The sequence below is a fragment of the Sphingobacterium sp. LRF_L2 genome (assembly GCF_965644235.1).
Taxonomy (GTDB): domain Bacteria; phylum Bacteroidota; class Bacteroidia; order Sphingobacteriales; family Sphingobacteriaceae; genus Sphingobacterium.
This window is the reverse complement of sequence record NZ_CBFFRI010000008.1, coordinates 280191-305568: the sequence shown is the minus strand read 5'-3', so window position 1 is coordinate 305568 and position 25378 is coordinate 280191. Positions and strand designations below refer to the sequence as shown.

The window sequence follows — 25378 nt, the reverse complement described above, 5'->3', positions numbered from 1 at the left end:
CCTAAAATCGGAATGCGAGACCAAGGGAAATATTTCCTAGGACGTTATCAAGTAGTTTGAAGTCTTTTACGGTCCACTCTTTATTATTATTGGAGTTCTCTGCATGTCGATACTGGACAATATTATTGGAACGGATTTCTACCGCTAGATTTTTGAAGAAGTAATAGCGACTTCCTATATTGATAGCAGCGTTATATTGATCGCTTTCGCGGAAAATTTCCCTATTGTCTATAATAGTTATAAAATCGTTTACTTCCTTAAAGCTTTTTTCTTTCGCTTTCTGTCCATCCAATTCTACGAAAAGCTGGAATTTGTTATTGTCTACTAAGTGATTTTGAATAAAGAAACCGTATCCATGTCTTTTGGTGCCTAATTCTGATTTTAACAGGACATCCATGCCGTTAAAGTTTAAATTAGCTGTGTAGTCGATTTCATTTTTCGAAAAATGGTAAGCAAGCCCAGCAGTCCATCTTTTATTAAAACGATAACCTAATCGGGGATGCAATGAATAATCATATTCTTTACCTTCGAAAGAATTATTCTCGCTTGCTTTTCTTTTGATGGAATTGAGTTGTCCGTCTACAGATAGTACAAATCTGCTGGTTTGTGCTTGAACTCTCTCTGTAGCAAGGGTACTCATCAATATTAGGATAAAACCAATAGTTGATCTATAGAATTTAGAATGCATAATGAAGGGATATGAAGGTGTTTTGCAAAGGTTTGTCAATCAAACTGAACTGTGTTGTTTTACCACCTTTTGTCAATCGGTTAAAATTTGCCAATGAGCGAAAAGTAAGCTGTGCGGAAATGTTGCCTGCTATTTTATAAGAGACACCGGCGCCTAGGTCTAGATCTATTGCTTGTGTTTTGTTTTTATCACTTATTTCTACCAATTGATCATCCTGTCCATAGTATTCTGGGTAGGCTGATATTCTTTCGATTTTAAATTCCGTTGTTAAAAGTTGGTAACTTGGATTAAACTCGGTAAATATATTCCATTTTTTACTGTTAAAAGGGAGAAAGTAATATCGATAAAAGGCCCCGAATGCATTGATTTTTGTAGTTATTGTTTCGGAATTGGATGTGTGAAAATCATTTTGATCATAAGACTGACCGGTCAAGATACTGTTTTTATGCCATAGATAAGATAGGCCAATAAACGAGTGTTGAGATAGGCCTAAACCAACGCGTGCGCTGATCTTTGGTTGCTTGGTCTCGCTTAGCTGTTTCTGTCCATTCATAGAAAGCAAGTTATAGTCTTTCTTAGTTGTGTTGTAATTTCCGCCTAATTCGACGAATACTTGCGGTTGTTGTGCTTTGGCAAAACTGATCGTTCCGACAAAGAATAAACAGGTTAAAAATTTGTTCATGTTACGGTTTGTATATTTTTTCTGTACGAGATTAATGGACGGTTTTCTAATTCTTTGATCTCTGAAAGGAAAAGTACCTAAGATACGATTCACGGCTAACACAGGTTTGTCCCTAATTTCGGTGGCAAACTTACAAAAAAGTAACTGATGATAGGTAAATAAAAAAAGAAATTATTTTTGGTTTTATGTGTTTTAAAACGCCTTTTCTAAAGGTGTTTGAATGAGCTTTTCTTTCGGTTAGTGAATTTTAGTTGTAGAAATAAACTGTGTGATGTAGAAGGAAAATAAATGCTAACGATGACTTTAAGAAATTCAACGTGATATATACGGTAATTTATATTATTCTATCTTTTCATGAATTAAGTTGGTTATTTTAGTGTTAAATAGATTGTTACTGCTAATCAAGATGTGTGTTATGAAAAATATGTTTGGTATTTCGGTGATGTTGATGTTTTCTGGTTTGTTTTATTTTAGCTGTTCCAAAAATGAGCCGGCAGCGGACGAAGTGGTCGCTGTACCGGAGGATGACGAAGAAAAGCCAGAAGAAGAGGAGAACGATGACGAAGAGAAGACTTATGTGTATGGGTTTAATCGTGAAGAGTTGGTAAAGTTGAAATTGTATGTAGGTTCTAAGAATGGTGGTATCGACAAATCTGCTGCGGTAACGGATCCTAAAAGCTTCTTTAAGAATTATTTCGATGACGGTAATAAAATTGATGGCGCGCGCTATGATTCTTTAAAAGTATATAAAGATACCTTGGTGGAATTTCCTACGACTTATGCAGGAAATACGTTTCAATATAAGGTAAGTACAATGGATTCTCTTTTTAGGGTCGTTGGCAATGGAACACAGTTTTATGGTTTTAAACTGCCTGATTCGAAGGGAATCGCCTATGATCGTGCTTTTTATCGATTTGTTAAGGTGCGTGAAACAAGTGGCGTCGGACTTGATGGAAAGCAAGAAGGTTTTCTATCAGACGGGAGTTTTTTTTCGGATAATCCTGCTCGATTTGCAGCACTGGCCGATATGACAGAGGAAACGGATACTGTATTGTATTGCAATGTACGCTATTACTATCAATAGTGTCCTATCGTTTTTTGTCACAATTTGTTGATCTTTTATTAAAGTGGTTAATTTCGGTTAAAAATCTTTATTTTTAGAGCTAATTTGAATCTAATAAACTATTATGAATTTTAAATCCTACGTTGCGTTGAATTGGCGTTCTCTCTGTTGGCTGCCGTTATCATTTGCTGTGCTTTCTTCTTGTCAAAAATCGGAAACGAAGCCCGATCACCTGGCGGGAGGTTATAGCATCATTTCGCATGAAGGAAATGTACTTGTAAACGGTTACGAAAACAAGAATGACGCTGTGCATACAGTGTATTGGATGAACGGGCAACAGACAGATAGTAGTACTTTTCTGCAGGCTCTGCCTTCAGATGCGGTGTATCTACAGGCTAACTACGATGGAAAGATTGTGTTTAATGCGCTGAATGGTACAGAAAGCTACCAGCAATTCCGTTTCAATCCTTCTTCCTCGAATGAAGGAAAAGGAAGCATCTATTACTATAGGGATGGAATAAAGAAGACGATGAATGCGGATAGTATTGGTACACTGGTTGCGATGGATAGCTATAACGGAAAACCTTTTTTTGGAGGGACCTTAATGACGATGAAGCAGGGCGGTTCTCTATATAATTATAGGCCATTTGTTTGGGATGGAGAGGATTCTTTCTCGGAATTGCCTTCACCAGAGCAAGGGTCGTTTGTATCTATGACATCGGTCTACAGACCTGACGAAAAATCATTCTATGCTAGCGCGAAATACGGGTTTCCTATGTATTGGGCGAATGGAGATATCGTGATTTTGGATGAACGTTATGGAGAGGTGTTGCAGCTGCTAAAAAGTGGCAATGATGTCTATGCTGTGGGATTGATCAACAAGTTTAATTCAAATAGTAGTAGACACACTGCAGTGTACTGGAAGAATGCCGAACTGCATGAGTTGGAAGATAATGCACAAGCCTCGTCTATCTATGTGGATGGGAATGATGTGTATGTTACGGGCTCTACAGGGGCTGTACCGATCGATTATAAGCCTTGCTATTGGAAGAATGGTACACGCGTAGATTTGCCTATGGAATAAAGGACCTTACATGGCCATTTGATGGATCAGATGTATATTTAATAAGGTTAGGATATGGAAAAGCCAGGATATAACTTCCCTGGCTTTTTGGTTTGAGGTTGATGCTATTGCTCTGGATAAAGGACGAATTGGAACAAATGTGCTGGTTCCAAATATCGTTTTGCTAATGCTTGTACCTTTTCGCGGCTGATGGATTTGATGGCCTCTTTTTCCTTATAAATACGGGCAGGATCAAGACCGTCGACTGCGCTACTGAGTAGGTAGGATAACCAAAATTCATTGTGCTGTATCTGTTGATCGCTACTCAACAATTTCTCGGCAATATACTTGTCAATATCTTCTTGGCTTGGTCCTTTCGATCTGATGGATTCAATCTCTTCTAAAGCAGCAGTAGTTAGTTTTTCGACGAGTTGGGGATTGGTGGTGAAGGATATGTTCATCCCAAATCGTTTTCTCGGATTTTTTGCTAACGATGGGGAAACACTGATGGAGTAGATTCCGCCTTCTTTTTCACGAAGCCTCTCTGTTAACTTGATGGTTAAACAACTTGATAGCGCATCCATTAGAAGGTTGTTGTATTCGTTGTAATCTTCATATACGCCGAGGTAAGCCATGGCAACGGTAGATTTGTCTTCGTGCCCCTTCTTTATGGACATGCTGATGCCTTTTTCGGGTGGATAAACCCCGTTGTCCCGGAATTTTTCTTTGCGTCCTGTACTGGGTAAGGCGGCAAGATATTGGGTGATGTAGGAATCGATCAGCTGGCGATCAAAATTGCCGACGATGACAAAGGTGAAGTCGGAAGCATCAGCAAATCGATCCTGAAATATCTCCAGAGAGCGTTTCATGTTGATTTGGTTAATTTTCTCTAGTGTAGGCGCTGTCTTTCGTGGATCATTATGGTATAAAACTGCAGCGATGCTGTCGGAGAAAAAAGTACTGGGTTGTAAATGCCGATTTTTCAAGCCAATTTTAGATTTTTCCAAATTGGCTGCATTGAAGTCTTCATCTAAGCGTGTTGCCGTAAAATACGCGTAGAGAAGCTGAAAGGCTGTGCCAAGATCTTCTTTTGTAGCATAGGCTTTGATACCTTCGCCAATCTCATTGATAAAAGGGCTTACGGATGCGTTCTTACCATTCAAATAACGGGACAGCTGTAAGGAATTGAAGGGACCTAATCCGCTGTTTGTAACGATGCTCGTTGCGTTGATTGCAGATTGATAGTCTTTTATATCATATAATGAATATCCGCCTGGACTAAACGATGTAATCTGTATCTCATCGTTTTTGAGTTGCGTAGGCTTTAAGATGACCTTAACTCCGTTACTGAGCGTTAGTGTTTCGGTGCCCACAACATTATCCTTACTTTCGTTGATGATTTGACCAGGAGTGGGCAAATTTTCCAGAAGTTGTGTGGCGGCTTGTTCCTCTTCGTATTGGGTTACATCCTTTTTTATGGCGGAAGCTATCCAGGTCTGTAGTTCGGATTCGTCAGGAACGTGCTTACTATCTTTCGTGTGTACTAAGATAATGTCGCGGTTTTTATTGCCTTCAAAGTCGTTGGCATAGGCCAGTATGTCCTCTAAGCTGATCTCTTGGATAGCTTTTGTAAGAATGGGGTACAGAAACTCGAAAGATGGAGCTGGCTCGTTTTTAAGATAGTGGGCGAGAATTTGATCCATAAACGATTTTGAATTGGTTTTATCGTTTTCTTTTAGACTCTGATCCAGCATTGTGTAATAGTTCTTTTTTAAGCGATCGAGTTCACTGGTTGAAAAACCAAATTGTTTGATTTGCTTTAAGGTTTGATACACGGCTGTAACACTGGCTTCTAAACTATCTGGTTTCGGCATAATCTGTATACCATTGGTTTCTAGATTTCCTACCAGCGTGCTATTGCTTAATGAAGCAGACAAGTACGGTGTTTGGGCATTTCGAGTCAACTCGCCTAAGCGCGTGTTGGTAAGTTGGATGAATAGATTTTTGGCCAAGGATGGTTTATAATCTGCTGTTGTTTCTGTTTTCTTGTGGTCGACTTTGTAGAGGATCTGTAACGATGTTTGCGTTACTTCTTCATCGGTGAAGGATAGAAACTGATTCTTGTTCGTCAACGGAATAGGGTGTTGCTGTAGCTTTGGCGCCTTTTTCGGATTTTTTAAGTCTGAAAATTTGTCGATAATTGCTTTTTCTATTTCTTCTACTTGAATGTCGCCTACTACGATTAATGCCTGCAGTTCTGGGCGATACCAGTTTTTGTGAAAATCACGTATTTCGCTGTGCTTAAAGTTGTTTAGTACTTCATCGGTACCTATTGGCATGCGATAAGCGTAGCGGGAATTGTTGGTTAGCATAGGAAAGGTTTTCTCCTGCAAACGATGTGAGAGACCGCCTCGTTGTCTTTTCTCCTCGAGTATAACACCTCGTTCTTGGTCTATCTCCTCATCTTCTAGTAATGCACCATTGGCCCAGTCTCGCATGATCAGCAAACCTTGCGCTAATAGTGTAGGATCTGTTGTTGGTAAGGGGAGTTGATACACCGTTTCTTCAAATCCGGTATAGGCATTTAAATCGGCACCAAAGCGGATGCCTGATTTTTGTAGATAATCAACGAGTGCATTCTTAGGAAAATGCGTCGTGCCGTTGAAATTCATGTGTTCTAAGAAATGAGCTAAGCCTTGCTGCTTGTCGGTTTCTTGTAGCGAACCTACTTTGTTGGCAAGGTAAAATAATACACGCTCCTTAGGTTCTGTATTCCGGAGGATGAAATATTGAAAGCCATTGGCTAATTTGCCGACTTTAACGTCTGGATTTAATGGGATTTTTTCAGAAGATATTGGCTTCTCTAAAGATGATGCCGTTGCTTCTTGTGCTAAGATTGGCTCGCCTGCACCAAGAGATAAGGCAAGTAAGGTAAAAAATAAGGGTGTAAATCGCATATGCTAAAATTTTGTTCTACTGTTTTCTAATAGTTCGAGTACATTTTCTTTTTGGATAAGTACCATTCCATGTTTATCTGCACTGATGCCTTTTTCTGACTTGTAAGTATAATGTGGGACTTGTCCTCTCATGATAGTTGGCATATAGAGGAATTGTACTTGAGGTATTTCTTCCTTTAGTTTTTCGCCTACTTCAACGATATGTGTTGATATGAGGTACTGACAAGAATGATGCTGCTGGAAAGCTCGCGTAACAGCTAATGTAGCTTCAAATGCATCTTTTACATTCGTTCCTTTGAAAAGTTCATCGAAAATAACGACGAGATTTTTTCCTTCGTTTACAGCCTCGGCTATTTGTTTGACCCGCAGTACTTCGGCGTAGTAATGACTATGGCCTAGATCGATATTGTCTTCCACATTGATAGATGAGTAAAGTCCATCTTTTATCGAGAAATGCATCGCATTAGCCGGGACGGGAAAACCCATGTGGGCGAGATATAAAGCTATACCTAGGCTTTTCATATAGGTGGATTTTCCCGCCATATTGGCGCCTGTCAAAAACAGCAGATTTTCTTCTTTATTAAAGTGTATATCATTGCCTATGGCACGCGGGATAGTCGGGTGATAAACGTTCTCGAGGCTGATCTTTTGTAATTCTGTGGGGTAGGGAACGGCTGCTACAAAGTTTCGAAGATTAGCAACTTGTGCAATTGATTGATACACATCAATGTAGTATATCATTTTTAGTGCATCTTGCAGCTCTTCGGCCCAAGTATAACGTAGGTAGTAGTCGCATTTTGCGGCTGTTTGCCAGGAAAGGGAATCTGTTGATTTTTCAACCTCCTCTTGCAGTTGCTGCAATTCGTTGGCTTCTCTTATCCAGCGTTGGCCTAACGGGGTTTCTTGTAGTAAATTTTGATGATCGACACCATCTAACTGCTGTAGGTAACGACGGAGGCTTAACATTAAGCGTAAAAGTGCTCGAGCACTTGCTTCAAAGTGTTTCTTCTCTGCACTAAGCCCCATTTTTTCTAATATGGCGTATCGGGCTATGCTGAATAGACTGGCACTGTAGGAACGGTTTGTGTCACTGTTTATAAAGTTCTGACCGAGCTCTAGGTCGTCCAGATCAATATTAAATGGCAGGGCATGCTTTCTGAAAAAAGCGATTATTGCACTGCGCTTCTGAATTTCGGACAGCTGGGTTAGCGGGTTATGAAACATGTCTTCCAAAAGATGCTCTCCTCCAAAGGTGGATGTTTGGTTGAATAACGAGAAGATTGAATCCCGTCTGTATTTTCCCAAAATATTAAGATCTCTTAAGGTCTGTTTATCCGTTATGAAACTCATATACGTGCTGATTTTTGCGGGGTTAATAAATCGATGATTCCTTCGTTTTCAATGATAATCATACCATGTCTGTCGGCTGTTATGCCTTGTTGCAGCGCGTAGGTATAGGTCGGGATCCCGTTCTTCATGATCGTTGGTAGAAAGACATATTGTATGTCGGGATGACTGGCCTTCAATTGTTCACCTGCTTCTAATATATGGGTGGAAATAATGAACTGACATCCGCCATGTTTGTAGAGCCTGGATACGACTTCTACTGTTCCCTCATAGGCGTCTTTTACATTCGTTCCACGGAACATTTCGTCGAAAATGACGAAAAGCTTTTTGCCTTCTGCGAGTTGCTGAGCTACTTTTTTTACACGGAGAACCTCAGCATAGAAATGGCTGTAGCCCATTTGTATATTGTCGGGCAGATTGATTGAGGTGTATAGTGCATCTCGTGGCGAAAATATGAGGCGCTGGGCGGGAACGGGGAACCCGATATGTGCTAAGAATAACGATATGCCCAAGGATTTCATAAACGTAGATTTTCCGGCCATATTAGCTCCGGTAAGGAATGTGATATTGTGATCAGCATCCATGTAGAGACTGTTGCCTTTTGCTCCCGGTACCAATGGATGAAAAACTTGCTCGTAGTGCAATTGTTGTTTTCCTATAGGAGTAAGGGTTGGCAAATGGAAATTGTGTGCTTTTGCAACCTGTGCGGCGCAGATATAGACATCTAATGTATAGATATCGCGCAGGATACGTTGGAAAAGATCTTTTTCTTCAAAACGTAAGATGTTGTCATAATATATAACTTGTTCTCTTGCGATTTTTTGCTTGTCCTTTAACAAAGGGAAGGTTTCCAGACTGCTTCCTAATAGTTTCTTGGAAAACTGCTTGAGCTGTTTGGAAAAACTATTGCTAGGCTCGCCGGTTGCTTGTGCCAAGAGGGTTTTCCACCGATGGATAATAGCGCTACAGGCCGTTATACCGGCAACTATTTTCTTGTACTCTGTATCTCCTCCTAATAACGATTGGAACCGCTCTTTTAAACTTTGGTTGCCCTGATGCAGTCTACTGCGCTCGTCGGCCATGTCTAAATAAAATAGCGCTTGATCAAACCAATTCGATTCGAATGGAAATGTTGTGGGATTGGAAATAAAATACGCAATCGTTTCTAGGCGTTCTTCAATAAGAGGCGCTTCAGATAACGGATAGGTGAACCATTCTTCTAATAATTCTGAACCTCCTGATGTTGCCGTTCTATTAAATATGCCGAAGATCGATGCTTTACCACGCTGTGCGAAGATACCTAGATCGTCTAAGGTTTGTTTATCTATGATTAAGCCCATAATTACCGTCCTCTTCTTCTGATCCAGATGATGATGCCTATGCTAAGCATACTCAATGGAATGATGATCTTAAATAATATTGCAAAATAGTTCCAACTGCTTTTTCCTATACGTAGGGTGGTATCAATAGGTTCTGGAAGGCGCATGTCTACAGGAACTTCGCCATCACTGAGCCACGAAAAGGCAGCACTAACTAAAGAGAAGTTGGAGGCATTGACCTGGTTGCGTTGAATGAACAGTTCACTGTTACTGATCCAGTCTGCATCGCCCGTAACAAGTATCTTCTGTTCTTTACCGGATATTTGGCGTGATAAGGCGAGTACGGTTGCACGTGCTCCTTCTTTTTCGTTTGCCTGCAACTGCAAGGTTGGCTTGGAATCGATGAAGTTGCTGTTTTCCAATTCGTTCCAGGTACCGGTGCTATCACTAGCAAAGAGTACTGTAGCGGTAAAGGTACTGCTGTCGGCAATGGACAATCCAGCTGTGCTTGGCATCGTCACGACTTCTTCTCGACGGATCATCGGTTGTAAGTAGAATGAGAACGACGCACCCGCAGAGGTTGGCTTCAATGTCAGTAGGTCGGGTTGAAGAGCTTCTTGATTTTTGACTAAGACACCTGGTTCCAAAGAAACACCTAATGGCTGAGCGATTTCGTTAAAAATGCTAGCTTGCTCTGGCTCGCCTGCAAGCAACATATTGCCGCCTCGTTCGATATAGCGGTGTAGCACCTTTAGCTCGTTTTCATTGTAGGCTTGGCGTGGTTCCGCTATGACTAAGATGTTGATGGTGCTGGGGATATCTTGCGAAAGATTGATTTCTTTAAAATCAAAGCCTTGGTTCACCATAGAGTAACGGAATGTTTTTTCTTGAGTAATGGTCTTGTAACCGCGATCTTGTGTAGACTTGCTGTCACGTTCGCCATGTCCGCTCACGAATCCAACTACTGGAAGTTCGTCCATAACAAGACGCTTGATGGCGGCACTGATTTCAGATTCTGTCGGCACGCGGACCATATCATTAAATACGCGGAGAAATGTTTTTCTGCCATCACCACGTTCTAGCACACGAACGAACCGATAGTCTTCTGTGGAGAGGTCTACTTGATCCTTGATCGCACTGTAAGGGAGAATGTCAAATTTCCATTTGTTGAATTTGCGCAAGGTATCTAGCCTTTGCTCCGTGTTGAGTGAAGGGAATTGACGATCTAAGGTAGGATTTTCTGCATCATGATAATAATAGACATACTTCATCTTTGTCTCTGGCTTAAATCGAATGTATTTCTCGAATGAACCTACATCAGTTTTGTACGATGCGGGGAGCCCGATAAAGTTGTTGGGTTCAAGCATATTGACGTAGGTCGTGATGCTAAAATCCCCATCTAGTTTGGACATGATGGCTTGACTACTCTTCGTAAGGGTGTTTCTTTTTTGATAGGTACTGTCATAATATCCCTTGAGTGCTGGTAATGTGGTGATGTAGCCTAATACGAATACACAAAGTGCAATGCCTCCAAAACGGATAATGTGTTGCGTGTTGGATTGTTTTTTACGAACAGCTTGTAATCGGAAGATGGTAAATGAGATGAATAGAAGGTCGACCAGAAGAAAGTAGAACACGTCTTCGGTAGTGACAAGACCTGCAATAAAGGTGTCTGCTCTTCCGTTGATGGCTATCCAATAGGTGATCTCGCGGACAAATGGAATATCTTGCCATAGATCACGGGCAAAGTTCATCAGGGCAAAGATGCAAAGTGTGCCTATTGCGGCTACAATATTGTAACTGGTGAGAGAGGACATAAATAAACCTACAGCAGAATAGGCCGAGAGGAGTAAAAATAATCCAAGTAAACCGGTTAATATGGGGGCAATATCGGTGTTGATAAGTGTTGACATGGTAAACACAGCAAAAACGGCTACCGTCAAGGTTAATGTTAAACCAAACAAAAGTAATGCTATATATTTACCTAAGATGATCTGACTGTTGGTTACCGGCGACGAATACAACAGCTTGATAGAACCGCTGGCATATTCTCTACTCATGATACTCATGGTTAAAAGAGGCATATAAAGGTACAGATAGCTTTGTACCTTTGGATATATACCGCCCCAAGGAGAGGAGAATAGGCTTTGTGTTGCATTTACAAGATCGATTTTCATCGATTGTACACGAACCATGCCTTCGAATCCTTGTGTAAACAAGAGGCCGATCTGGAACGTGAATATCATGAGAATAAGCCATGCTACTGGGGAGTAGAATAGAACCTGTAGCTCGGTTTTTGCTATTTTTAAAGTTGTTTTCATCTAATTTTTTATTTCAATTGTGGCCGACTGTCTGTCTAAATTTGATTCGACGGTGTCCAACATGATGTACATCTAGGTTTTATATTTTGATCCAATTGCTTTTATGCTTTCCTTTTTTTCTTGGTCATCTCTGCAAATACGGTTTCCAAAGAGCTTTTTTCGGAATAGATCTCAATAAGATTCCATTTTTCTACGACACTGCGTTCTACAAGTTGCTGAATAAGTTCTTGAGTATTTGTAGATCGGATACGGAATTTGACGTTACCTATGGGTTCAATGTCTACGACATAGGGCAAACTTTGTAGGTAATCAACGGAGGGAGGAGAAATCATACTGACCATGACACTGTTTGGCGCGACTTGGCTATCGAATTCTTCCATGGATCCTGAAAACACCATACGACCTTCGTGTATCATCCAAATATGATCGCACAGGGCTTGCACTTCTTGTAAGATATGGGTGGATAAGACCACCGTGCGCTCTTGGGCAATTTCCCGTATAAGGTGACGTACATCGAGTATTTGATTTGGATCTAAGCCGTTCGTGGGTTCATCTAATACGACAAAATCGGGCTCGTGAATGATGGCTTGTGCGATACCGACACGCTGCTGGTAACCTCCGGATAGGTTTTTTAGTAGTCGTTTTCTAAAATGGCTGATGTTGCACTTTGCCAATACTTTGTCTAATGCAGCTGGTATCTCATTTGCAGGCATTAAGCGAAGATTGGCTGTATGGATCAAATATTCTTCAACCGTAAGTTCGGGCAGTAGTGGCGGGTGTTGTGGAAGAAATCCAATATGTTTTTTTGCCTCAACGGGATGCTCAGCCATGTCAATACCACGGATCAGTACTTGACCATGGGATTGGTTGAGGACGCCACACATGATGTTCATCGTTGTCGATTTTCCGGCTCCATTCGCGCCTAAAAGACCATAGATGCCATTTTTGCGTACTTCAAAGTTGATATCCCGCACGGCCCACTGTACGTTGTACTTGTGAGAAAGATCGACCACTTGGACGATAGGAGCTTCATTGTTTGTAGTCATTTTTTTGTTTTTTGATGGATGAACCTTCCCCGGACAGCGCATTTTTTTTCAAAAATGTAATGCTGTTCTGATGAAGAACGACCCAGGCACGATTGGGCCGTTCTTCAGGAAAGTAAGCTGTTTTTAAACGCTTTTTTTATCTCGGATTTTGCTGTATTTCGGGATTAAGGACGATATACTTTGTTGCAATAGGTAGGACATACCGATTACTTGTAGGCGCTAATGTGAACGTTTCTCCTTTATAGGTTCGTGTTTGTGTATTCACAAAGCCTGCCTCATCTGCTAATCGCTTTTGGTCAAACCAACGTAGACCTTTTCCCATCAATTCCTTTCTACGCTCGGCAATAACTGTTTTTAAGATTTCTTGCGCCGAAGAAAGTGAGAGTGAGGTAAAGTTTGCGCTGGTAAAGCGTTGTTCGCGTAATTTGTCCAATACGGCTAGTGCTTCCTGATATCTCGCGGCATCTCGAGCTAATGCTTCTGCTTTAATCAACATCATCTCAGGAACATTGGGACCGTTGGTGATTTTACTGTTGGCCGATATGATACGAAATTTATTATAGCCTACCCCGGTAAAGGATAGCCATGACCCGAAAGCCGAACCATCAATAGTAAATAGTGTCTTCCGTAAATCGCCCTCTTCAAATAATGCGATTAAATCGGGATGGAGCGATAATGTGGGAGAGGTTATCCTGGTGCTCTTGATGAAGATTTCTTCTGGATCAACAAGGATGTCTGGATAAATATTCGGATTAGTGGTGTAGTTCTTTAAATCGACCAATCCAGATTGTTTTTCTAATGTTGAATTGGCATATTCTAAAGCTTTAGCATAATTTTTCATCTGTAGGTATACTCTTGCTAATATCCCCTCAGCAGCTGTGCTGGAAACTAATATTTTATGATCCGCTATTATAGGTAAATCAGGGATAGCACTGCTTAGATCTTCGATAATTTGATCGTATACCTGTTGAACCGGTTTTCTGACGAGCGATGCATATAGATCGGGTGTAGTCAACAATGGAACACCTAGATCGGAAGATGCGGTACTGGCATTGTACTGCTTCGCATAAATATTGACGAGAAAGAAATAGTTTAGCGCGCGATGAACCTTTGCTTGGGCTAATATGTTTCTTTTTTGTTCTTCGCTACCGCCTTGACTTTGCATGATCTCGGAAGTGATTTGATTAAAGAGATAGATCTGTTTGTACATCCCGGCCCAGTCATCATCTTCGGCATTATCACCAACAATATCGGCTTTCCAAGTGTAAGCATTGGCATCGTTGACGCCAAACCTGTTGAGATATATTTCGTCTCCTGAATAAACGTCGTCACTGGCCAACACCGGGAAATAATAGGAGCGTTCCACGTTGGTCGTGCTGTTTAGTAAATTTTGGTAATCTTGTGTATACTTCAACTCTCTTTTCCCCACGAGGTCTATTTCAACATATTTCCTACATGATGCCAAGGAAAGAAGCACGATAAGATAGGTGATATTTTTTAGTGTAAATTTCATTGTTGTTTAAGTTTTAGAAACCAACATTTAATCGGAATAAATAACTTGCTACTGGTGGCATGCTTTGATAGTTTCCATCAAACATGTATTCGGGATCGATATCTCGATCTGTCTTTTTCCAGATGATGCCCAGATTTGAGGCTGTGATACCCACCGATAAAGACTTAAATGTTTTGTAGTTGTTGAGCAGGTGTGCTGGAAAACTATAGTTTAACGATAATTGCTGCAAACGGATGTGGCTTGCATCTAGCACATTGATGTCGGCATATTGAAAACGATCGATACTGTTGAAATTGGTGTTAATTACACCTGGAATAGTCGTTCTTGCTTCGTCACCTTCCTGACGCCATCTTTCGGTTAAAGCTTTACTGTTGGCTAGGAATCCTCCAAAACCTGCCGTGTTGTTTGGATATTGCGATCCGTTTACCTCGCGCCAGCGAACTTTATGTCCGAAATTCATGGTTACGCGCGCAGTGAAAGTCCAATTTTTGTAAGATACATTGTTGGTCCAACCGCCAAAGTAAGGCGCTGTTAACCTTCCCATATAGCGTAGATCGTCGGGCGTGAAGCTAGAGGTGGAGCTTTCCGAATCAATGATATTACCTGCTTGGTCCTTAATCTGTGTACGGCCTTTGTTATCTAGACCTCCCCAACGATAAGCAAATAATTGATCGATAGGGTAACCTTCAATCGCTGCAGAACTTAAGCTAGGTGTGTTGGACGTGCGAGGAAAGCGATTATCCGTTACTTCATTTGTGCTGTAGGCCATATTGAATGAACTGCTCCAATTCCATAGAGGCTTTTGGATAATTTGTCCTTGGATATTTATATCAATACCACTGCTCTTCATGTTCGATGTGTTGAAGGTAAGGTTTGACCATCCATAGGTTGAATTATAGGGAACGCTCGCCATAATACCGGAAGATCGTTTGGAATAGATATCGACGTTTAGCCCCAAACGGTTGTTGAATAGCCCAACATCAACACCTGTATTGAAGGTACGGGTATTTTCCCAACCAAGCATTTGATTGGCAGGCGTCGAAATCATTCCCGTAGGTAATTGGGTGACGGGATCGATAATTGATGCAGAATAGAGTGTAAATGAGGTGCCATTCGTAGGAACGGAGCCGCCTGTTCCTATACTTGAACGTATCGACAATCGGGTTAACCAATTCATATGCTGCATGAAGGCTTCTTGATGTATATCCCATCTGACACCGGTTGACCAAAATGGTTTTGCCCGTTTTGAGCGATCTACGCCGATAATCGTCGCATCGTCGAAGCGAACGCTTCCTGTGAGATAGTATTTATCCATCAATGTATATCCTCCGTTAGCATAGTAACTTAAATACCGGAGACGATCAATATTGATAGGTGCATCTTGGATATTAAGCAGCTTATTGGCTCCATAAATATCGCGGTAAGGTATAGTAGGATTGATTAATGTGGATTGATAGGTGTCCTTATCAAAACCATACCGGGTTTGCATGTACCCCATATTGTAGGTCTGTCGGATTTCTGTTCCTGCGAAGATTGATAATTCGTGTATATCATTCCATCGTTTTTCTCCGTCGACTTGGAATCGTAGGGTGTAATCTTCGGCTTTATTGTTTGAAGTCGTAAATTTCCCACCCATAGGGACACCATATATCTTCTTGCCTGTGGCGTCGACTGTCGTAGCTAAGTTAATAAGCTCGCGCATTTCATAGCTGTCTTTATCACGTAGACTTTCCATATTGCGTAAGCCTCTTTGATAGGTTCCGGATAAAGAAGCATGTAACCAGCTAAATGCCTGATAGTCGATTTTCCCGATAACACGTGTTTGGTTATTGTCGTAACGATCGTTTCCATACTTCAGCTCATCAATATGGTTGTAGCTCCAGGGAAGATATCCCTGACTTTCAAACCGGTCTTGCATGACCTGCGGCGTGAAGGTGTAGTAACGGCTTATTGAGTTGCCCGCATCATCTAGTAACATATCATAAGGCTTAAGTCCAAAATTACCTGGGCTTATAGCTTTGAGTGCTGCGTCATTAACTTTACTTTTTTGTAGCATGTGGTTTAGCCCCAAAGAAAAACGAAGTTTATTGTTGAAATAATTGTTTTCCATATTAAAAGCTAAAGACATATTGGAAGCACTGTTTTCTTTGTAAATAGGACGGTCGTTACTATATACAGCAGATGCGTAGTATTTGGTGTTTTTTACAGCACCATTAAAGGATAGGTTGTATTGTTGCGTTTGCGCATTCTGCAGGAGGTTATCGCGGATCTGATCGCGATTGTTTAGCTGCCCCATTTGTGTAAGGATTTCGTCTCGCTCTGCGCTTGTTATTTCTCCCCGTTGTGCTTTGAACATCACATGCAATGCGTCTGATAGGTTGCTGTACCGCCAACCCGTCGTGGGATCGTAATAAAAGTTATTATCAAAAAGTTCTTTTTCGAAATCGATGTACTCCGCCGAATTCATTGTCTTCAGACGATTTAGATTTGGAGGTGCTGTTGTTCCGAATGTGCTGGAGAAATTGATACTGTTACTGCCCAATCTTCCGGATTTGGTTTCGATGACGATAACTCCATTTGCTGCTCTGGAGCCCCAAATAGAGGCTGCTGCTGCATCTTTCAAAACAGTAATGCTCGCGATGTCGTCGGGATTAAAATTATTGAGGATACTTGCGCTTGAATTGGTGGCATAAAGACGTCCTGCGCCTGTAGGATTTGTACTCAATTGTTGATCCATTGCTGGAAACCCATCGATAACAATAAGTGGTGTGCTTGTTGAACCAAAAATGGTATTTGGAGATCGAACTTGCATGGAGTTGGTTTTCATGTTGAATTGAACACCTGGGATTTGTCCTTCTAAGCGTTGCATAAGGCTTAAAGCAGGACTTTCTTGTATTTTTTTCTCATCAATGACTACCATAGAACCGGTGGCTTTGCTTGGGTCTAATTTTTGGTAACCTGTATTGGCCTGGATGGTGATTTCTTCTAACTCCGCCATTTGTTGCTTGAGTATGAACAATGGACCGAGGTTACGTGCATCTGTTGCACTTAGGTCAATTTGACGGATTTCATATCCGAGGTAACTGATTTCTAATACAGATCGGCTAGGGACATTTTCTAGTTTGAATACACCTTTTTCATCGGTTTTTGTCTGTATGGTGGTGCCTTTAAGCCGCACACTAGCGCCTGCTAAAGGTGTTTTGTTGGTGTCGGTTACTACGCCTGTTATAGTACGCTCTTGTTGGGAGTCGGTCACTATAATGGTGTTATTGCGTATAGTAAATCCGAGCGATTGACCCTGAAAACAGAGTTGAAGTAAGGTGTTCAAATCCATTTCTGTTAAACTCATGGTTATGGGAGTGAACTTTTTCACGTGCTCAGGGCGAATAACGTAGTCATAGCCACTTTGGGAACGAATATGTTGCAAGACATCCTCGAGGGTGGCTTGCTTTACGTTCAGGTTTATTTTATTTTGGGCGTGCAATGCAGTGGCTGTCTGTAAAAACAAGGCCAAAAACAATATGCAAAATAATTGAAACCGCATGATTAATTTGATTAGAAATCTCGAAAAGAATTGGCCTTCTAAGGTTAGTTGATTTGCCTTTTGCTTTTCTTTAGCTAAAAAATATTGATACATTTGTTTGCTGATTTTTTGGACATGAACCTTCCTCTTGACATTGAAAAGGTCATGTAATTCATAATTTGTAGTAATTAATGATTGTGTGTTCGGAAAATCGCTAACTAGGGGCGTGGCAGCGCTCCTAGCTTTTTCCTTAAACACCTGAAACTTGTTCTGTAGTGTTTACGGTATAACCATCAGCCTCCTTTCTTTTCCTTGTTGCTGAATGTCAAAACGAAGACCGGTGGTTGTCTCTAATATTTCCAATACTTCTTTGAGGGACTTTTTACGCGAGATCGTACTGATGTACTGCTGCTCTTCAACAGGCCCCAGGTATTGGATGTCGATATCATACCAACGGGAAATCTGATCCATGATTTCGCGAATAGAAATGCCTCCAAAGTAGAAATCACCATTTTTCCAGGATAGTTCTCGCTCTACATCCGCTTCCTGTACGGTCAGAACCTTACCTACCTGTGTTGCTTTTTGACCAGGTTGGAGTAAAAGTGGTGCCGGATTGTCGATATTACTCAACGAGATGGAGCCTTCCTCCAGCAGAAAACTAGTCTTGTTATCCGTCTTGTATGCCTGAACGTTGAATTTTGTACCTAAGACTTGCACTGCTGATCCACCGGCATGAACAATGAATTCTTGTTTTTCTTTTGTGGAAGTAGCTGGGACAAATCGTTTGCTAACTTCGAAATAGGCTTCGCCTTCGAGGTATACTTCACGCTTTTTTCCTTGAAATTGGATAGGGAAGGTGAGTTTGCTATCTGCATTGAGCGATACCTTGCTACCATCAGCTAACGTAATTTTGTAAATATGACCTTTAGGAACGATTAACGTATTCGTTAAGGCTTGGTCACTATGATGAGGACTGTTGTTTTCCTGATAGACGATCTGCTCCTGATCTCGTAGATCAATTTCTACTTCGTGATCCACTCTATTATTGGTTTCAGTTACACCGTTGAGGTAGACTTTTTCACCATTGGAGAGGATAAGTACTGCACCACTTTGGGCAGGATGAATATCTATTGAAGCATTTTTTATCGAGTGACCCTTTTGCTTATAAGCTTGTTGTTGTATCCCGATAGTTGATGTTGTATAATTTTCTTCTATTGGGCGCGAAATGAAGTAATATGCTGAAAAACCAACTAAGATTGCTGATGCGGCTATCGAAAGCCATTTTTTCCAATTGGTTTCTACGGTTTTGTCTTCTTCGACTTGTATGTGCGGCTCAAGATTTGACCATACGTCGGCGAGATCAGGTTCCCATTGGGATTCTTCTAAATCGAATTGCGGTGATGTTTGTCGGAAGGCAATATACCAGGAACTAACCAGAGCCTCTTCCTCTTCGGTACAAATGCCTCTCGCGTATCTATCGAGCAATTCTGGATCTATTTTATAGTTGTTTTGCAAGCCTTTCGTTTCTAAGTTATAGGAGTATAACAGGTAAGGAGGCCTATAGTCCCAGAAGAAATTTTATTTTTTTTAAAAATGGGAAATGACAAGCGGCATCTAATTGGAGCCTTGTCGAAAAAAAGCCAATAAAAACAGAACTTCCGGAAGTCTAGAGCGCAAAATATGGAGAGCGTTTGTAATTTGGTTTTTTACTGTTTTTTCACTGATACCTAGTTTTTCTGCGATTTGGCGATGGGTTAGGTATTGCGTTCTGCTCAATTCGAATACCTCTCTCATTTTTGGAGGCAATCGTTGAATCTCTTCTTGAATGATTTCCTGTAATTGTTTCTCCCGGATCTGGTGATCGGTATCTGCAATATACGTTTTGGCGTAATTGGAAAGACTGTCTAAGTATTTGTCCACAACTTTGCCTTTTGCGATATGATTGATTAATACGTTTTTGACAACTTGATACAGATAAGCAGAAAGATTGATTTCTGATGGGAGTTGGGTGCGGATGTCCCAAATTTTTGTGAATACACGTTGTAGGATGTCTTTTGCTTCCTCTCGATCACGAATAAAACGATAAGTATGCGCGTAAAGCGGGCCACTGTAACGTTGGTAGATAACAGCAAATGCTTTCTGATCGTCTTGACGGATCAAATCGACTAATATTTCGTCGGATAATATGCCGTATTCGCTATTTCGCATTCTGTATATTCCTTAAATTAAAGAATAATATGATATTAACGTGGTCAGATTTGATGAATTTTACGTTAGAAGTAGGCAAATATACTTTTTTATTAAAAAAATTGAACAATCGTTGCAATTTTTTTACGATAAAGCTATAATCTAATACCGGAGGATATATTTTTTTATTATTGTTATTCAATCGATGTAAAAGTGGATTAAGCTGTGTCGTGAAATGGTTTTTTGTTTTTTAGGAATAGTACACGGCTCAATTAAAGTCTACTTATTTACTAGGATATTTATTCGATGTTATTATATTTGTGAACAACGAACAAATGCCATGCTACTGCAAGTGTATTGCTTTCAGTAGATTGAAAAACTTATTTTGAAATGAAGGTATATTTATTTACACTACTTGCTTGGGTTGGGCTAGGTGTTACATCGGAACTGAAAGCCCAATCGGAGAAAGGAAAACCCAATGTTCTTTTTATTTTTATTGATGACCTAAAGCCTGCGATTCATGGCTTTGGCGATCAGGCAGCTGTAACGCCGAATATTGATGCGCTGATCGATCGGGGAGTACGTTTTGATCGAGCGTATACGAATCAGGCTGTTTGTGTAGCCTCGCGAAATAATCTATTGTTGGGTAGCCGTTCGACATCGACCGGTTTGTATGACTTCGGAAGAGATATTCGGCAGTATTATCCAAATCTAGTAACATTGCCCCAGGCATTCAAGAATCAGGGTTATTTTACGCAGGCGGTGGGTAAAGTTTTTCATATCGGACACAATACGTATAATGATCCGCAATCCTGGTCGGTACCGCATTTTCATGAGAAAATCATTGAATACTTGACTATGGATAAGTCCGAGTCGGAGATGACGATCGAGGCTGCATTGTTTGAAAACCACTCTTGGGAGTATGCACTAAAGCAGATAAAGGGTATTCCGTGGGAATCGCCGGATGTGCCAGATGAGGCTTATGGCGATGGTCGCGTGGCAAAAAAGGCTGTGCAGGTTCTGGATTCGCTAAAAGGAAATGAGCAACCGTTTTTTCTTGCCGTTGGTTTTGCTCGCCCACATTTGCCGTTTTCGGTTCCTAAGAAGTATTGGGATTTATATGAGGAGGCGAAAATCCCTTTGCCAAAAACAGAGGATCATCCAGTTGGAGCTCCAGATTTTGCTATTAAACGATTTGGAGAAATTGAACAGTATGAGGGAATTCCAGGCTATAAAGAAAATGAACGATATCCAGATTCTTTGAAAAGAAAACTGATTCATGGATATTACGCTGGTGTCAGCTATGTAGATACGCAGATAGGGAAGGTTCTTGATGAACTAAAGAAAACCGGATTGGATAAAAATACAATTGTGGTACTTTGGGGAGATCATGGTTATTTACTGGGGGATATGGGGATGTGGACAAAACATGTGAATTATGAGTTGGCAAACAGGGTTCCATTGATCATTTCGTATCCGAAGGCGATTCTAGAAGGATATGCTACTTCCTCCATCGTGGAGACTGTAGATATTTATCCGACTTTGATCCAATTGGCAGGTTTAAAGTTACCTGCAGATAATCCTGTTCCATTTGATGGGGAGAGTCTTCTCCCTTTGCTAACGAAAAAGGAGCACAAAGTTGATTATGCATATCACTGTTATCCTCGAGATGGTTGGATGGGACGTGCCATTCGCACGGACCGCTACCGTTTGGTAGAATGGACCAATATCAAAAACAAGAACCTGCCACCTCAATATGAATTTTATACTTACGGAGCGGATCTGTTAGAACATAAAAATGAAGCAGACCTGAAAAATAAAGATTTTCAGGAAACCTTACAATTGTTAAAAAATCAACCTGCTTATCATCTACCGTTACCGGCAAGTCCTGTTCGGGAAGATAGTGAATATTAAAGTTGCACATCTGTTTTTTAGAGCTGCTTTTGCAGGGAGTGTTTGTTTTGCGAAGAAGATAAGAGAAGGTAACCAACTTTAGTTACCTTCTCTTTGATTTTTATAGGAAGCTACGTATGAAATTGACATTGGAGTTATGCTGTTTTATGGAATGAAAATAGCCTGTCCTGCTCTCAGCTGTTAATTGGTTTTGCTTTTTTATTCGAATAGTCTATTTATTTAGTAGATTATTTTTATATTTGTTTAATCGTTAAGCAATTGGCGTTGGTAACGAATAAAGTAATACATGTTAAAGCTATTAACCATCATGAAAAACCATCTAACGATTCCGGCTACTAGGCCGAGGTTTGAATTGTCTATTTCCTCACGTTTTGTAATCTTCAAGCTGCAGATGTGCTTGCAACATCGAATGTGAAGCTGTTTTGATCCCCGTTTTTGTATGTCTTGATAACCGATAAGATTTCTTATTGGCTTAAAACACACATGGGTATATTATGCCTAAATGGGACGAATAGTAGTAGATAGTAATTAGCGAGGACCTCGCAACCTAAACTTATTTTTGAATGATATTTTATGTATCGAAATGTCGGCGTGTACGGCATTTCCCAAGGCCTTTTTATGTCCTTTTGTGCTTAATGGGGCTATTATTAGAAGCTCCAGATGCCTTTGCACAGAAGGATCCACTGATCAATTCTACCCTATCGGGACAGGTTCGTGACTCCATATCAGGAAGGCCTTTGGTTGGGGTTTCTGTAAAAATTGAAGGCGTGACCAACCAAACACAAACTGACGAAGATGGGCACTTTGAACTGATTACGGGGCAAAGCTTGCCTTATCCTATAGTAGTGTCTTTTGTGGGTTATCAAACAAAACGGATCCAAGCAAAAATCTCGCCGACGAATATTCTACTTGCTCCTGCCGATAATGATCTGGATGAGGTTGTTGTTGTCGGATTTGGACGGCAAAAACGGACCGATATGGTGGGATCAGTGTCTTCTGTTAATCCTAGCCAGTTGAAAGTTCCTTCCAGTAACCTAACTACAGCATTAGCCGGACGAATTGCTGGGATTATTGGCTATCAGCGCAGCGGCGAACCTGGAGCTGATAATGCGGACTTTTTTATCCGGGGTGTTACTACTTTTGGCTATAAAGTAGATCCATTGATATTGGTCGATAATATTGAGGTGACCAAAACGGATTTGGCGCGATTGCAGGTAGACGATATTGCCAGTTTTTCTATTATGAAAGATGCTACAGCAACGGCTATTTATGGAGCAAGAGGAGCTAATGGTGTCATCTTGGTGACAACTAAGGAGGGAAAAGAGGGTAAAGCGGCTATATCTTTTCGCCTGGAAAATTCATTCTCAAGGCCTACAAGATCGGTGGAACTTGCCGATCCTATAACCTATATGCGCTTAAATAATGAAGCAGTACTCACGCGGGATCCCATTGGTATACTGCCTTACTCCGATAATAAGATTGATCAAACAATTGCTGGCAACGATCCCTATTTATATCCGCAAACGGATTGGCAACAGGTCTTGCTAAAAAATTATACGGTAAATCAACGTGCAAATTTGAGTGTTAGCGGAGGTGGGGCCGTGGCTCGGTATTTCGTTTCGGGTGCTGTTAATCGGGATAATGGTGTACTTAAAGTGCCAAGTGTAAGTAATTTTAATAGCAATATTGATTTAAAGAGTTATTCTTTAAGGAGTAATGTGAATATAAACATTTTTAAAGGATCCGAGTTAGGTATACGTTTGCATGGATCTTTTGACGATTATATTGGACCCATTGATGGGGGGACAAAAGTGTACCGGGACATTATGCGAACGAATCCTGTTCTCTTTTCGCCTTTCTACCCAGTGCAGGAAAGTACGCAATATGTAAAACATATTTTATTTGGTAATTATGGGGAAGCCAATTATTTAAATCCCTATGCGGATATGGTTAAAGGCTATAAAGAGTATTCCAGTTCGAATATTTTGGCCCAATTGGAATTTAAGCAAGATCTTAGCATTTTGACAAAAGGGTTGTCATTCCGGACTTTATTCAATACGGGACGTTATTCTTATTTTGACGTGAAGCGAAATTACACTCCTTTTTACTACAGCATTAACGGGTTGAAGGAAAATGGAGACTATAATTTAACGTTGTTAAATGAGGCTTCTGGAACGGAATACTTGAATTATAGTGAAGGAACAAAAACGGTGGAATCTACCACATACCTAGAAACCGCCTTAAATTACAACCAAACCTTCGAAAAACATACGATTAGTGCTCTTTTGGTTGGAATCTTGCGGAATAGATTGGCCGGAAATGCTGGAGACCTCCAAAAATCCTTACCCTATCGCAATGTGGGGGTGTCTGGGCGTTTTACTTATGCGCATGACAGTCGTTACTTTGTGGAATTCAATTTTGGATATAATGGATCGGAGCGTTTTTATGAAACCAATCGGTTTGGCTTTTTCCCCTCTGCAGGTTTAGCTTGGAGTATTTCCAACGAACGTTTCTGGGAACCATTTAAGGAGGTTGTTAGCAACCTTCGCCTACGTGCAACATATGGTCTGGTGGGCAATGACGATATAGGAGATGCTTCTACACGTTTTTTCTATTTGTCGAATGTCGATATGAATAATTCTGATCGCTCTGCTACTTTCGGTTTAAACCGTGCTTATTCTAGAACAGGGATTGCAATTTCAAGATATTCCAATCCTAACATTTCATGGGAAACATCGCGCAAGACTAATTTAGCTCTAGAATTGGGTTTGTTTAATAAATTGCAGTTACAGGCGGATTTCTTTCACGATTATCGTTCTAATATTTTAATGGCAAGGACAGATGTTCCTACTACCGTAGGATTAGCGTCCACAGTCTATGCAAATGTAGGTGAAGCAAGTAGTAGAGGGGTTGATATTTCGCTCGATTATAATACCAATTTAAGTTCTTCAATATGGTTGCAATCTCGTGCAAATTTTACATTTGCCAAAAGTAGGTTTGAAGTTTATGAAGAACCATCGTATAATGAATCGTGGCTCTCTCGTGTTGGACAACCGCTAACACAACGATGGGGCTATATTGCTGAACGGCTTTTTATTGACGACGAGGAAGTGGCTAATTCACCTTTGCAGAGTTTTGGCGAAGTGCGTGGTGGGGATTTGAAATATAAAGATGTCAATGGAGATGGGCAGATCACCGCGTTGGATAGAGTGCCATTGGGGTACCCTACCACCCCAGAAATCAATTATGGGTTTGGTGTTTCACTTGGAAACCAAAATTGGGATGTATCAGCCTTTTTCCAAGGATTGGCACGGGAGTCTTTTTGGATAAATACGGCAGCGACTAGTCCATTTGCATCTTACACATATGATGGAGAATCATTTACTTCGGGAACGGTACTTCAAAATCAATTATTGAAGGCCTATGCCGACGATCACTGGTCGGAAGATAACCAAAATCTATATGCATTATGGCCACGATTAGGAATTAATCAGAATCAAAATAATCAACAGGATAATTCCTGGTTCATGCGCAACGGTGCCTTTCTTCGTCTGAAGCAAGTGGAATTGGGGTATACCTTGTCTCCTTCGGTTTCGAAAAAAATTCGAATGGAGAAAGTGCGGGTTTATGGAAACGCGACCAACTTGGTCACGTGGAGCAGTTTTAAATTATGGGACGTGGAAATGGCTGGAAACGGATTAGGTTATCCTATTCAACGGGTTTTTAACCTTGGTATATTGGCAAGTTTTTAACGG

15 protein-coding genes are annotated in these 25378 nt (G+C 40.8%); 4 read left to right on the top strand and 11 right to left on the bottom strand.

The features are described from left to right. Position 1: 1 nt before the first annotated feature. Positions 2 to 640 (bottom strand): hypothetical protein, encoded by a 639-nt coding sequence (locus ACSZOX_RS17385; protein WP_437921428.1) that lies wholly within the window; start codon positions 638 to 640, stop codon positions 2 to 4. A 37-nt stretch (positions 641 to 677) separates the two neighbouring features. Beyond that, positions 678 to 1370 carry an outer membrane beta-barrel protein gene (locus tag ACSZOX_RS17380; RefSeq protein WP_437921427.1) on the bottom strand — a complete coding sequence of 231 codons (693 nt, stop codon included), beginning with the start codon at positions 1368 to 1370 and terminating at the stop codon, positions 678 to 680. A 415-nt stretch (positions 1371 to 1785) separates the two neighbouring features. Here ACSZOX_RS17380 and ACSZOX_RS17375 point away from each other — a divergent pair, with 415 nt between their 5' ends. Then, positions 1786 to 2454, top strand: coding sequence for a hypothetical protein (locus ACSZOX_RS17375; protein ID WP_437921426.1), 669 nt, complete (start codon positions 1786 to 1788; stop codon positions 2452 to 2454). A 103-nt stretch (positions 2455 to 2557) separates the two neighbouring features. After that, complete coding sequence (locus tag ACSZOX_RS17370) at positions 2558 to 3517, top strand: hypothetical protein (RefSeq protein ID WP_437921425.1); 960 nt, start codon at positions 2558 to 2560, stop codon at positions 3515 to 3517. Between the two features lie 104 nt (positions 3518 to 3621). Here ACSZOX_RS17370 and ACSZOX_RS17365 read toward each other — a convergent pair whose 3' ends face one another. From ACSZOX_RS17365 to ACSZOX_RS17325, 9 genes are all read right to left on the bottom strand, one after another. Next, positions 3622 to 6453 carry a M16 family metallopeptidase gene (locus ACSZOX_RS17365; protein WP_437921424.1) on the bottom strand — a complete coding sequence of 944 codons (2832 nt, stop codon included), beginning with the start codon at positions 6451 to 6453 and terminating at the stop codon, positions 3622 to 3624. Between the two features lie 3 nt (positions 6454 to 6456). After that, on the bottom strand, positions 6457 to 7803 hold the full coding sequence (locus ACSZOX_RS17360) for a MutS-related protein (RefSeq protein ID WP_437921423.1): 1347 nt from the start codon (positions 7801 to 7803) through the stop codon (positions 6457 to 6459). Further along, the gene (locus tag ACSZOX_RS17355) at positions 7800 to 9140 is read right to left on the bottom strand and encodes a MutS-related protein (RefSeq protein ID WP_437921422.1); all 1341 of its coding nucleotides are present in this window, start codon (positions 9138 to 9140) and stop codon (positions 7800 to 7802) included. The genes ACSZOX_RS17360 and ACSZOX_RS17355 overlap by 4 nt, the downstream gene beginning before the upstream one ends. A 2-nt stretch (positions 9141 to 9142) precedes the next feature. Beyond that, a complete protein-coding gene (locus ACSZOX_RS17350) occupies positions 9143 to 11440 on the bottom strand; it encodes a Gldg family protein (protein ID WP_437921421.1) in 2298 nt (765 codons plus the stop codon). A gap of 101 nt (positions 11441 to 11541) precedes the next feature. After that, a complete protein-coding gene (locus ACSZOX_RS17345; protein ID WP_437921420.1) occupies positions 11542 to 12486 on the bottom strand; it encodes an ABC transporter ATP-binding protein in 945 nt (314 codons plus the stop codon). A 136-nt stretch (positions 12487 to 12622) separates the two neighbouring features. Next, positions 12623 to 13999, bottom strand: a complete 1377-nt coding sequence (locus ACSZOX_RS17340; RefSeq protein WP_437921419.1) for a RagB/SusD family nutrient uptake outer membrane protein — start codon at positions 13997 to 13999, stop codon at positions 12623 to 12625. Between the two features lie 13 nt (positions 14000 to 14012). Then, complete coding sequence (locus ACSZOX_RS17335; RefSeq protein WP_437921418.1) at positions 14013 to 17543, bottom strand: SusC/RagA family TonB-linked outer membrane protein; 3531 nt, start codon at positions 17541 to 17543, stop codon at positions 14013 to 14015. A gap of 258 nt (positions 17544 to 17801) precedes the next feature. Beyond that, complete coding sequence (locus ACSZOX_RS17330) at positions 17802 to 19037, bottom strand: FecR family protein (protein WP_437921417.1); 1236 nt, start codon at positions 19035 to 19037, stop codon at positions 17802 to 17804. A gap of 99 nt (positions 19038 to 19136) precedes the next feature. Further along, on the bottom strand, positions 19137 to 19730 hold the full coding sequence (locus ACSZOX_RS17325) for an RNA polymerase sigma factor (protein WP_437921416.1): 594 nt from the start codon (positions 19728 to 19730) through the stop codon (positions 19137 to 19139). Positions 19731 to 20099: 369 nt separating this feature from the next. Here ACSZOX_RS17325 and ACSZOX_RS17320 point away from each other — a divergent pair, with 369 nt between their 5' ends. Both ACSZOX_RS17320 and ACSZOX_RS17315 read left to right on the top strand, forming a co-directional pair. Continuing rightward, positions 20100 to 21623 (top strand): sulfatase, encoded by a 1524-nt coding sequence (locus ACSZOX_RS17320; RefSeq protein ID WP_437921415.1) that lies wholly within the window; start codon positions 20100 to 20102, stop codon positions 21621 to 21623. Positions 21624 to 22258: 635 nt separating this feature from the next. Continuing rightward, positions 22259 to 25375, top strand: a complete 3117-nt coding sequence (locus tag ACSZOX_RS17315; RefSeq protein WP_437921414.1) for a SusC/RagA family TonB-linked outer membrane protein — start codon at positions 22259 to 22261, stop codon at positions 25373 to 25375. Positions 25376 to 25378 lie beyond the last annotated feature (3 nt).

Bases quoted from the DNA above. Each gene is read 5' to 3' on its own strand.
- ACSZOX_RS17385 (WP_437921428.1), bottom strand. From the start codon at position 640: ATGAGTACCCTTGCTACAGAGAGAGTTCAAGCACAAACCAGCAGATTT.
- ACSZOX_RS17380 (WP_437921427.1), bottom strand. From the start codon at position 1,370: ATGAACAAATTTTTAACCTGTTTATTCTTTGTCGGAACGATCAGTTTT.
- ACSZOX_RS17375 (WP_437921426.1), top strand. From the start codon at position 1,786: ATGAAAAATATGTTTGGTATTTCGGTGATGTTGATGTTTTCTGGTTTG.
- ACSZOX_RS17370 (WP_437921425.1), top strand. From the start codon at position 2,558: ATGAATTTTAAATCCTACGTTGCGTTGAATTGGCGTTCTCTCTGTTGG.
- ACSZOX_RS17365 (WP_437921424.1), bottom strand. From the start codon at position 6,453: ATGCGATTTACACCCTTATTTTTTACCTTACTTGCCTTATCTCTTGGT.
- ACSZOX_RS17360 (WP_437921423.1), bottom strand. From the start codon at position 7,803: ATGAGTTTCATAACGGATAAACAGACCTTAAGAGATCTTAATATTTTG.
- ACSZOX_RS17355 (WP_437921422.1), bottom strand. From the start codon at position 9,140: ATGGGCTTAATCATAGATAAACAAACCTTAGACGATCTAGGTATCTTC.
- ACSZOX_RS17350 (WP_437921421.1), bottom strand. From the start codon at position 11,440: ATGAAAACAACTTTAAAAATAGCAAAAACCGAGCTACAGGTTCTATTC.
- ACSZOX_RS17345 (WP_437921420.1), bottom strand. From the start codon at position 12,486: ATGACTACAAACAATGAAGCTCCTATCGTCCAAGTGGTCGATCTTTCT.
- ACSZOX_RS17340 (WP_437921419.1), bottom strand. From the start codon at position 13,999: ATGAAATTTACACTAAAAAATATCACCTATCTTATCGTGCTTCTTTCC.
- ACSZOX_RS17335 (WP_437921418.1), bottom strand. From the start codon at position 17,543: ATGCGGTTTCAATTATTTTGCATATTGTTTTTGGCCTTGTTTTTACAG.
- ACSZOX_RS17325 (WP_437921416.1), bottom strand. From the start codon at position 19,730: ATGCGAAATAGCGAATACGGCATATTATCCGACGAAATATTAGTCGAT.
- ACSZOX_RS17320 (WP_437921415.1), top strand. From the start codon at position 20,100: ATGAAGGTATATTTATTTACACTACTTGCTTGGGTTGGGCTAGGTGTT.
- ACSZOX_RS17315 (WP_437921414.1), top strand. From the start codon at position 22,259: ATGGGGCTATTATTAGAAGCTCCAGATGCCTTTGCACAGAAGGATCCA.